The sequence below is a fragment of the Streptomyces sp. NPDC002884 genome, assembly GCF_040295245.1.
In the GTDB taxonomy this organism is placed as follows: Bacteria; Actinomycetota; Actinomycetes; order Streptomycetales; family Streptomycetaceae; genus Streptomyces.
Map to the genome: position 1 here is coordinate 60,691 of NZ_JBEOVB010000037.1, position 10,771 is coordinate 71,461.

Annotated in this window: 6 protein-coding genes and 1 pseudogene; 3 read left to right on the top strand and 4 right to left on the bottom strand. The window is 72.5% G+C overall.

All coding sequences use genetic code 11. The features are described 5' to 3' along the window. Positions 1 to 266: 266 nt before the first annotated feature. Positions 267 to 1,781, bottom strand: coding sequence for a 30S ribosomal protein S1 (gene rpsA, locus ABT070_RS39625; protein WP_351767785.1), 1,515 nt, complete (start codon positions 1,779 to 1,781; stop codon positions 267 to 269). 228 nt (positions 1,782 to 2,009) lie between these two features. Here rpsA and ABT070_RS39630 point away from each other — a divergent pair, with 228 nt between their 5' ends. Together ABT070_RS39630 and hrpB are read left to right on the top strand one after the other, a co-directional pair. Beyond that, complete coding sequence (locus tag ABT070_RS39630) at positions 2,010 to 2,984, top strand: class I SAM-dependent methyltransferase (RefSeq protein WP_351767786.1); 975 nt, start codon at positions 2,010 to 2,012, stop codon at positions 2,982 to 2,984. 138 nt (positions 2,985 to 3,122) lie between these two features. Further along, on the top strand, positions 3,123 to 5,702 hold the full coding sequence (gene hrpB / locus ABT070_RS39635) for an ATP-dependent helicase HrpB (RefSeq protein ID WP_351767795.1): 2,580 nt from the start codon (positions 3,123 to 3,125) through the stop codon (positions 5,700 to 5,702). 4 nt (positions 5,703 to 5,706) lie between these two features. Here the strand turns inward: hrpB and pgfA are convergent, their stop codons facing one another. The 3 genes from pgfA to ABT070_RS39650 form a co-directional block, all read right to left on the bottom strand. After that, entirely contained in the window at positions 5,707 to 6,699 is a 993-nt protein-coding gene (gene pgfA / locus ABT070_RS39640) for a cell envelope lipid trafficking protein PgfA (RefSeq protein WP_351767787.1), read from the bottom strand. 39 nt (positions 6,700 to 6,738) lie between these two features. Next, positions 6,739 to 6,873, bottom strand: coding sequence for an SPW_0924 family protein (locus tag ABT070_RS39645; RefSeq protein ID WP_351767788.1), 135 nt, complete (start codon positions 6,871 to 6,873; stop codon positions 6,739 to 6,741). Between the two features lie 163 nt (positions 6,874 to 7,036). After that, a complete protein-coding gene (locus tag ABT070_RS39650; RefSeq protein ID WP_351767789.1) occupies positions 7,037 to 8,767 on the bottom strand; it encodes a lytic transglycosylase domain-containing protein in 1,731 nt (576 codons plus the stop codon). Between the two features lie 356 nt (positions 8,768 to 9,123). Between ABT070_RS39650 and ABT070_RS39655 the strand changes: the two are divergent. Continuing rightward, positions 9,124 to 9,960 (top strand): annotated as a pseudogene (locus ABT070_RS39655) (DUF4184 family protein); the annotation flags it as partial. Between the last annotated feature and the right edge of the window lie 811 nt (positions 9,961 to 10,771).

Consider the following 10,771-nt stretch of genomic DNA (forward strand, 5'->3'; position numbering starts at 1 on the left):
CCTCGTGTTCCTTCTGTCCAACGCGCGTCGGACCGTGGGCATTCCCGGTCCACGTCCCTTGATCAGGTGACTCCTGCCGACTTCTCACGGCGACGGGGTGAGGGGCGGTCGGGTCGGCGGAGGCGTGCGAGCGCAGTCATGGGGGGACGGTCACGGGGAGACGGTCACAGGGGGAGGCGGCGATGGTGCCTGCGGGCAGCACCGAGGGCCCGCACCTCGAAAGGTGCGGGCCCTCGACAAGCTGCTAACCCTCAGCGGCTACCGGTTCAGCTCTGGCCTCCGGCCAGCTTCTCGCGCAGAGCGGCGAGCGCCTCGTCCGAGGCCAGCGCGCCGGACGTGTCGGCACCCTCGGAGGAGTACGAACCGCCACCGCCACCGCCGCCACCGGACGCGGCCGGAGCCGCACCCGCCGCGTCGCCACCCTCGGCAGCGGCCTTCTCGTCCGCCTCGCGGGACTTGATGACCTGAGCCTGGTGCTGCTCGAAGCGCGTCTGCGCCTCGGCGTACTGGTTCTCCCAGACCTCACGCTGCGACTCGAAGCCCTCGAGCCAGTCGTTGGTCTCGGGGTCGAAGCCCTCGGGGTAGATGTAGTTGCCCTGGTCGTCGTAGGACGCGGCCATGCCGTACAGGGTCGGGTCGAACTCGACCGAGGCCGGGTCGGCACCGAAGGACTCGTTGGCCTGCTTCAGCGAGAGGCTGATGCGGCGGCGCTCGAGGTCGATGTCGATGACCTTGACGAAGATCTCGTCGTTGACCTGGACGACCTGCTCCGGGATCTCCACGTGGCGCTCGGCCAGCTCGGAGATGTGGACCAGACCCTCGATGCCCTCGTCGACGCGCACGAACGCACCGAACGGAACGAGCTTCGTGACCTTACCGGGAACAACCTGCCCGATCTGGTGCGTGCGGGCGAACTGCTGCCACGGGTCTTCCTGGGTCGCCTTCAGCGACAGGGAGACACGCTCGCGGTCCATGTCGACGTCGAGGACCTCGACGGTGACTTCCTGGCCGACCTCGACAACCTCGGAGGGGTGGTCGATGTGCTTCCAGGACAGCTCGGAGACGTGGACCAGACCGTCGACGCCACCCAGGTCCACGAAGGCACCGAAGTTGACGATCGAGGAGACCACGCCGGAGCGGACCTGACCCTTCTGGAGGGTCGTGAGGAAGGTCTGGCGGACCTCGGACTGGGTCTGCTCCAGCCAGGCGCGGCGGGACAGGACCACGTTGTTGCGGTTCTTGTCCAGCTCGATGATCTTCGCCTCGAGCTCCTTGCCCACGTAGGGCTGAAGGTCGCGGACGCGGCGCATCTCGACGAGGGAAGCCGGCAGGAAGCCACGGAGGCCGATGTCGAGGATGAGACCACCCTTGACGACCTCGATGACGGTACCGGTGACGATGCCGTCCTCTTCCTTGATCTTCTCGATGGTGCCCCAGGCGCGTTCGTACTGGGCGCGCTTCTTCGAGAGGATCAGGCGGCCTTCCTTGTCCTCCTTCTGGAGAACAAGGGCTTCGATCTCGTCACCGACGGCGACGACCTCATTGGGGTCGACGTCGTGCTTGATCGAGAGCTCACGGCTCGGGATGACACCTTCGGTCTTGTAACCGATGTCGAGGAGAACCTCGTCCCGGTCAACCTTGACGATGACGCCGTCGACGATGTCACCATCGTTGAAGTACTTGATCGTCTCGTCGATAGCGGCGAGGAATGCTTCCTCGTCACCGATGTCGTTGACCGCAACCTGCGGGGTGGTGGCGGTGGTCTCGGTGCTGCTCGTCATGTGGGAAAGGGCTCCGGTACGGACAGTGAGTCGTAGGTACTGCTACGCCGGAAGCCCGTGATCGCCCTGAAGAAGCCGGACAGCTTAGGAGACACCTCACCAGGGAACTGGTGATGGCACCTCGAGAACCGAGGGGACATACAACAGATGCGAGCGCAGCCTGCTACGTCTGAGGTGCGCAGGCCCACAGCGCAACTTGTAGCATACGGGGGCAGCCGGGCCGGGTCAATGCGCGAAGGCGCACACCCGGGGCGGATCACCGCATACCCGGCACACAACCTTTCTCCTGAGGTCACGCAGGCCACAGGAAGCCCCTTCGGCGACACCTCGGGTGCCACCGACGGGCGGGTTGCACGGAAGAGTACGACGAGGGAGCCGATCATCCAAGAGCCCGCATCGTCCGAGCCGGCCTTCGAGCCGGAAGCCACCCGACGTGACGCCGACGTCACCGAGAGCTCCCGGGCCAACCGGGGCTGGTGGGACCGCAACGCGGACGAATACCAGATCGAGCACGGCACCTTCCTCGGCGACGACCGCTTCGTGTGGGGTCCCGAGGGACTGGACGAGGTGGAGGCGGAACTGCTCGGCCCGCCGGAGGACCTGAAGGGCAAGTCGGTCCTGGAGATCGGCGCCGGCGCGGCGCAGTGCGCGCGCTGGCTGACCGAGCAGGGCGCGCGTCCGGTCGCCCTGGACCTCTCGCACCGCCAGCTCCAGCACGCGCTGCGCATCGGCGCGTCGTTCCCGCTGGTGTGCGCCGACGCGGGCGCGCTGCCCTTCGCGGACGCCTCCTTCGACCTGGCCTGCTCGGCGTACGGGGCGCTGCCCTTCGTGGCCGACCCGGTGCAGGTCCTGAAGGAGGTGCGGCGGGTGCTGCGGCCCGGGGGCCGTTTCGTGTTCTCGGCGACCCACCCGATCCGCTGGGCGTTCCCGGACGAGCCGGGTCCCGAGGGCCTGACCGTGTCCTCGTCCTACTTCGACCGCACTCCCTATGTCGAACAGGACGACCAGGGCCGCGCGGTGTACGTGGAGCACCACCGGACGCTGGGCGACCGGGTCCGCGACATCGTGGCGGGCGGCTTCCGGCTGGTGGACCTGGTCGAGCCGGAGTGGCCGGCCTGGAACTCCTCGGAGTGGGGTGGCTGGTCCCCGCTGCGCGGGAACCTGATCCCGGGGACGGCCGTCTTCGTCTGCGAGCGGGACTAGCGGGTCACCTGCCCGCTCCGTCCCTCCTCTCCTCTCCTCTCCGCCCCTCTCTGCTCCTCGCTGTGCCCGCACGGGACGCCTGCACGCGCACGCGCGCGTGCGGGCCCGGTTCCGGGGGCGTACGACACTGGGGGCGTGATCCCCCGTTACGACGCCCTGGACTCGCTGCCCGTACGGGCAGCCCTGCCTGCCCTGAACGACGCCCTGGACGGCCACGGCACGGCCGTCCTGGCCGCGCCGCCCGGTACCGGCAAGACGACGCTGGTGCCGCTCGCGCTGGCCGGGCTGCTGGGCGAGGGCCCGGGGCGCCGGGTGCTCGTGGCCGAGCCGCGGCGGATCGCGGCGCGGGCGGCGGCCCGGCGGATGGCGTGGCTGCTGGGTGAGCGGCCCGGGGAGAGCGTGGGCCACACCGTGCGCGGGGAGCGGGTCGTCGGGCGGCACACACGCGTGGAGGTCGTGACGACCGGTGTGCTGCTCCAGCGTCTTCAGCGCGACCAGGAGTTGTCGGGCGTCGATGTGGTGGTCCTGGACGAGTGCCACGAGCGGCACCTCGACGCGGACACCTCTGCGGCCTTTCTGTGCGATGTGCGCGAGACGCTGCGGCCGGAGCTGCGGCTGGTGGCGGCCTCGGCGACGACGGACACGGCCGGCTGGGCGCGGCTGCTGGGCGGGGCGCCGGTGGTGCAGGCCCATGGTTCCGTCTTCGGCGTCGAGGTGGTCTGGGCGCCTCCGGCCCGTCCCGTGCGGCCGCCGCACGGCATGCGGGTGGATCCCGCGTTGCTGGCGCACGTCGCGTCGGTGGTGCGGCGGGCGTTGGCCGAGCGGTCGGGGGACGTGCTGTGTTTCCTGCCGGGGGTCGGGGAGATCGCTCGGGTCGCGGGGCTCCTCGGCGGTCCGGCCGGGGTGGACGTGCTCCAGGTGCACGGGCGGGCGCCGACGGCCGTGCAGGACGCGGTGCTGGCCCCCGGGGAGCGGCGCCGGGTGGTCCTGGCGACCTCCGTGGCGGAGTCCTCGCTGACGGTGCCCGGGGTGCGGGTGGTCGTCGACTCGGGGCTGGCGCGGGAGCCGCGGGTGGACCACGCGCGCGGGCTGAGCGCGCTCGCGACGGTCCGTGCCTCGCAGGCGGCGGGCCGGCAGCGGGCGGGGCGGGCCGGGCGGGAGGCGCCGGGCGCGGTGTACCGGTGCTGGGCGGAGGCGGAGGATGCCCGTCTGCCGTCGTTCCCGGCTCCGGAGATCCGGGTGGCCGACCTGACGGCGTTCGCCCTTCAGGCTGCGTGCTGGGGGGATCCGGGCGCTCGCGGGCTGGCGTTGCTGGATCCGCCGCCGGGTGGGGCGATGGCGGCGGCGCGGTCCTTGCTGACGGCGATCGGGGCGGTGGACTCTGCCGGGCGGGCCACCGCGCGGGGGAAACGGCTGGCCGGGCTGGGACTGCACCCCCGGTTGGGCCGGGCTCTGCTGGACGGGGCCGCGTCGGTGGGGGTGGAGCGGGCCGCCGAGGTGGTCGCGCTGCTGAGCGAGGAGGCGCCGCGGGAGTATGGCGACGATCTGGCCGCCGCTCTGCGGTCCGCCCGGCGCGGGGGTGACGCCTACGGTTCGCGGTGGCGGGCGGAGGTGCGCCGGCTGCGGGCCGTCGCCGAGGGCTCGGCGACGGCCGGGCCCACCGCCGCGGGAGGGAACGGAAGCGGTGGCGGTGCCGACGGCGGTGCCGGTGCAGGTGGCCGTAGCGGTGGCGGTAGCGGTGGCGGTTCCGACGCCACCGCCGGGCTCGTCGTCGCCCTCGCCTTCCCGGAGCGGCTCGCCAGGGCGGACGGGGGTTCCTACCTCATGGTCTCCGGCACCCGGGCCGAGGTCCGCGAGGGCACCGATCTGCGGGGGGCTTCCTGGCTCGCCGTCGCCGTCGCCGACCGGCCCGTGGGGAAGGGGCACGCGCGTGTGCAGCTCGCGGCGGTCGTGGACGAGGAGGTCGCCCGGCTCGCGGCCGGCGCGCTGCTCGACGAGCGGGACGAGGTCCACTGGGCCGACGGGGATGTCGTGGCGCGGCGGGTGGAGCGGCTGGGCGCGGTGGAGCTGGCGGTGCGTCCGCTCCGGAACGCCGACGCCGGGCTCGTACGCGGGGCGCTGGTCGAGGGGCTGGAGAAGGACGGGCTGCGGCTGCTGCGGTGGTCGCCCGACGCGGACGTCCTGCGGCAGCGGCTGGCGTTCCTGCGGTGGCATCTGGGCGAGCCGTGGCCCGACGTCTGCGACGCGTCGCTGCACGCGCGTGTGGACGAGTGGCTGGAGCCGGAGCTGAGCCGGGCCCGGCGGCGGAGCGATCTCGGGCGGATCGACGCCGGGGCGGCGCTCGGGCGGCTGCTGCCCTGGGCCTCCGGCGAGGCGGCCCGGCTGGAGGAGCTGGCCCCGGAGCGGATCACCGTGCCGAGCGGGTCCAGGATCCGGATCGACTATGCCGATCCGGAGCGGCCGGTCCTCGCGGTGAAGCTGCAGGAGATGTTCGGGCTCCAGGAGTCGCCGCGGGTCGCCGGGGTGGCGTTGCTGGTGCATCTGCTGTCGCCGGCCGGGCGGCCCGCGGCCGTCACGGCCGACCTCGCGTCCTTCTGGAGGGACGGCTACAAGGGGGTGCGGGCGGAGTTGCGCGGCCGGTATCCGAAGCATCCCTGGCCCGAGGACCCGGCCGGCGCCGAGCCGACCCGGTTCACCAACGCGCGGCTCAGGCGCTGACGGCTCAGGCGGTGACGGGCTGCGGTGCGGCGGGCTCGGCGGCGGTGGGTTCGTCCGGGCGGCGGCCGCGGGCCTCCAGGTAGAGGGAGAGGGACATCAGGAGGGCGCCGAGCAGGAGGAAGCCCCAGGGGAGGTAGGAGGTCAGCAGCAGGACCAGGGTGCGGTTGGACTTGATCACGGACACCGTGTGCTCGATGTAGTCCTCGCGCATCTTCACGTGTCCGGCGAAGGCGGTGACCTTCGCGCGGCCGCCGAGCAGGGTGCCGCCGCGGAGTTCCTCCTGGTGGATCTCCTCGCCGTAGACGGGTGCGCCGGTGACGGGTTCGACCCAGAACTTGCGGACCGTGGTGTACCAGCGGGTGGTGCCGGTCTTGGCGACGGTCTCGGGGGTGATGCCCTCGACGGGCATCGTCCTGGGCATGGCGACCTCGGTCCAGGGGACGGTCTGCTCGAAGTAGTAGACCTCCAGGCCGCGGAAGTTCTGGGTGCCCCGGTAGTGGATGGGGGCCGTGGTGCGGGTCTGCGCGTCGAAGTACTCGTAGTCCCGCTTCTCGGTCAGGAAGGGCCACTTGAACTCGATGCCCTCCCGGCGCACCGGGTCGCCGTCGACCATCTCGCCGGTGGCGTGCACGGGTTCCTGGGTGTGGGCGTCGAAGATGTACCGCTCGGGGACCTTGGAGACCATCTTGCCGTCGGGCCCCTGGACGTAGGACAGGCCGTCCCAGACGACGACGTCCCGGCCCGCGGTCTTCTCGATCTTCTCGGAGGCCTCCACGTCGCCCTTGAGGGTCTGCACGATGGTGATCTCGGGGACCGTGCGGGCGGTCATGGTGCCGTAGTCGAGGAGGGTGGCGTTCTTCGCCTCGAGGACCATGGTCTGGTACTCGTTCGCCGGGATCTTGGCGAGGTGCGGGAAGGCGTACCAGCGCAGCAGGGGGGCGAGCGCCGCGAAGAACACGGCGAGGGCGAGCAGGATCAGTGCGGCCTTGCGGCGCATCTCGGCCTCCTTCGCGGACGGAACCGGCGGGCGGGGCGGTCAGGGGTGTGCGGGGACCGTCGTCAGCAGCGGCTTCGGGGAGGTCTTGCCGGCCGGTGCGCCCAGCGCGGCGAGGGTGAGGACCAGGGCGAGCGCGACGGCGAGACCGGTCGCGGCGGCGATCAGGGCACGCATACGGTCCTCCCGGAGCTGACGGGACGTCAGGTCGGGCACGGTAGCAACGGGCGGGCGAGATGAGAACACGTCGCGCACGACGGCGGCGCCCCTGTGGAGACAGGGGCGCCGCCGTCGTCGTTCGGGAAAGGGTCCGCAGCGGAGTCCGGGGACCGGGGAGGGGTTACGAGCCCGCGGTCGTCGACTCGGACTCGCTGGGCGTCGGGCTCGGCGTCGAGGTCGCGGCGGCCGTGACGGTGAGTTCCACCGTCAGGGTCGCTCCGCCCGTGGTGGTGATGCGGAGCAGATAGGTGCCGGCGGTGTCGTCCGCGTACAGGTCGGGCAGCTGCAGCAGGCCGTTGGCGTCCGTCTGGAGGTCCAGGGTGCGCACGGGGTTGCCCGCGCCGTCCTTGAAGTAGGGGCCCTTGTCGTTCGCGGTCGCGTCGTCGGCCGACTTGATCAGGGTGGCGGTGGCCGCGACCTTGTCCGCCACGGCGCCCTTGTAGGTGGCCTTCACCTGGACCGCGTCGGCGAACTCGCCGCCGGCGGTGCAGGTCAGCGCGGTGTCGCTGGTGCGGGCGAGGGCGTCGGCGGCGCGGGCGGTGACGGTGGCCTTGTAGTCGAGGGGGGAGAGCGTGCGACCGAGGACGGTGGCGCGGACGGTGAAGCCGCCGGTCTTCTCGCCCGCCTCGAGGGCGGGCGCGAGGGCGATGCCGCCGGTGCCGGTGACGATCGTGGCGACGCTCTCGCCGCCGGTGAACGTGGCGTCGGTGTCGCCGACGATGGTGAAGCGGATCCGGACCTTGGCGACGGCCTTTCCGGCCGCCGTCTCCGCGCGGGCGCTGATGCGGTCGGTGAACGCGTCGCCCGCCATGGCGGTGAGGCTCGGCGTGCCCGCGTCCTCGAGGTGACCGACCGTGTCGGTCGGCGTCGGCGTAGGCGTCGGGGTGCTGGGCGTCGACGGCGTGCTGGGCTTGCCGGGGGTGCTGGGGGTCGACGGCGTGCTCGGCGTACCGGGTGTGCTGGGCGTCGACGGGGTGGACGGCGAGGCGGGCGTGTAGCCGGTGGCGTCGTCGCTGCGGTTGTCGGGCACGGTGCCGGTGCCGTCGGGGATCTCGTGCGTGCCCTTGCGGTAGTACTCCAGCCACGACAGGACGGTGTTCAGGTAGTCAGTCGAGTTGTTGTAGCTGAGGATCGCGCTGCGCATCCCGGACGTGGCCGACATGTCCCAGTCGTAGCGGCACAGGTAGTGGCCGGCGGCGAGCGCGGCGTCGTAGATGTTGTTGGGGTCCTTCTTGCCGTCGGCGTTGCCGTCGCGGCCCGCCCAGGCCCAGGTGGACGGGATGAACTGCATGGGGCCCACGGCACGGTCGTAGGTGCTGTCGCCGTCGTACGCGCCGTTGTCGGTGTCGCTGATGTTCGCGAAGCCGACGCCGTTGAGGACCGGGCCGAGGATCGGCGAGATGGTGGTGCCGTCGGCGGTCACGTTGCCGCCGCGGGCCTGGCCCGACTCGACCTTGCCGATGGCGGCGAGGAGTTGCCAGGGCAGGTTGCAGCCCGGCTTGGACTGCGCCAGCTCCGCCTCGGCCTTCTTGTAGGCGTCCAGGACGGTCGCCGGGATGCCGGCCTCCGTGGTGCCGGTGGCGGCCGGGGTGGTGGAGGAGCTCTCGCTCGGCGCGGGGTTCGGGCTCTTCAGCGGCGGCAGGTCCGTGTAGTACGGCGAGTTGCCGGTGGCGCTGTCACCGGTGCCCGTGCCCGTCTCGGCGGACGACGGGGTGTCGGCGGCGGTCTGTCTGCCGTGGCCGTCGGCCGTGACGTCCGGTGCCTGGGACGCGGCCAGAGCCGCTACCGCCAGTGCGGCCACGGTCGTGTTGACGGCTCCCTTGCGCAGCCTCGTGCCGATATGCGCCGACATGAAGTGAAACCCTCCCGTGGACGCGGTACGCCCGTCTTGTCGCCTGCACCCTGCCGTTGCGGTTGTTGCCACTGTGGTGACCGTTGCCGCTCCGACCGCCGTCACCGGTGTGACGATCAACCCGCCCCGAGGGTTGCACCCATGGGCGGATCGCCCTGCTCCGCTCTTCCGTTCGACGTGCCCTCGGGCATGCCGACCCAGGCGACCCTACGACAACTTCTTTTGCACCGGCACCCGTTCGGGTGCCGTTTTCACCAGCCGGTCATGTGCGGTTGGCCCGGAACCGTGCCCCGCATACTGGACGTCGTAGATCATCGGGCCGGCCGGCCCGTCAACGTTCGCCCCGGGGAGTCCTGTTGCCGTTCACCCTGAGTCATGCGGCGGCCGTGCTGCCCGCCGTGCGCGCCGACGGCACCGGTCGCGGGTCCCTGGTTCCGGCCGCGCTCATGGCGGGTTCCTTCGCTCCCGACATGACCTACTACGCGGCGAGTGTCCTGTCCGGGGCCATGGAGTTCGGCGACGTCACGCACTCCCTGCCCGGAGTGTTCACGGTCGATGTGCTCGTCGCCTGGGCGCTGGTGGGGCTCTGGCTGCTGGTGCGCGAGCCGTTGGTGGCGCTGCTGCCGCGGTCCCGGCAGGGCCGGGCTGCCACGCTGACCCGCTGCGGGGCGCCACGCGCGCGTGTACGGCCGTCCACCGCCCTGTGGTGGTACGTCTCCGCGGCGCTCGGCGCGCTGACCCATGTGGTGTGGGACGAGTTCACGCACCTCGACCGCTGGGGCATGCGGCTGTTCCCCGTCCTCGGCGAGGACATCGCCGGATCGCCTCTGTACTGGTACCTCCAGTACGGGGGTTCGGCCGTGGCCGCGGTCGTGATCGCCGTGTTCGTGACGTACGCGCTGCGCCGGGCGCCGGCCGGCGAGCCGGTGGGGGTCGCGGTGCTGTCGGTGCGGGACCGGTGGTGGGCGGGTGCCGTGATCGGCGGTTGCGCGCTGGTCGCGGCGGTGCGGCGGGCGACCCGGTGGTGGGAGTACTGGGGATCGCGCGAGGCGAAGCCGTGGGAGCTCGTCCCGACGCTGTGCTTCGGGGCGGGCGCGGGGCTGGTGCTGGGGGTGCTGCTGTACGCGGTCGGCGTGCGGCTGTGGCGTCCGGCCGAGCCTGTCCGCCCCTCGTCCGGCCGCCCGGGACGCCGGCGCCGGGCAGCCGGCAGCGGACGGGGACGGGGACGAGGCAACGGACGGGGTCGAGGCGGCGGACAGGGACGAGGCGGCGGACGGGGTCGGGGCGGCGGAAGCGGTCAGTGTGCGGAGTCGCCCCGGCGTTCGGTGAAGGGGGTCGCCGTCACGACGAAGAGCGGGACGCGGCGGACCGTGCGGGGTCCGCGGAGCCGGCCGAGGACGCCGAGCGCCAGGGCCAGGTGCCCGTGTACCGCCTCGGCCCACAGGCGCCGCCTGCTGTCGTCCCGGGGAACGAACCAGGTGAGCAACCGGGTCAGGACCCGGGTCAGGGACCGGGGCTGGAATCGCGACAGGAGCCCGGTGAGGGCCGGACCGCGGAGCCGTGCGGCGGCCGCCCGCAGGACCGTGGCGGGGGTCCGCGGGATCCGGGGGGTGGCGGCGCCCGGCGCGAGGGCGGGGCGCGGCCACGTCCGGGAAGCCACGCCGGGCCAGGACCGCGGGTCCGCGGCCGCCGTGACGTGAACGCGCGCGTGGGCCTTCCGGCGGTGGAGCATGCGTATACCCATGGCGGCATCCTGGTGGCCCGGACCCGCCAGGGGCCTGTTCTCGGGGGCCACGCGGGTGAGGGCCCTTCGGGGAGGCAGCGGCGACGGCCGGGCACCTCGTGACGCCATCGGCTCCCCCGGCACGGGCTCGCAACAGGCACGCGAGGGGGCCCTGCCGGTACCGGCAGTTCCGAAGAGAGTCTAGGACCCGGAGGCGGGGGAAGTGAGCAGCTCCCCCGCGTGGCGGTCTATCAGCTTCCGGGTCCCTACAGTCCCTTGAG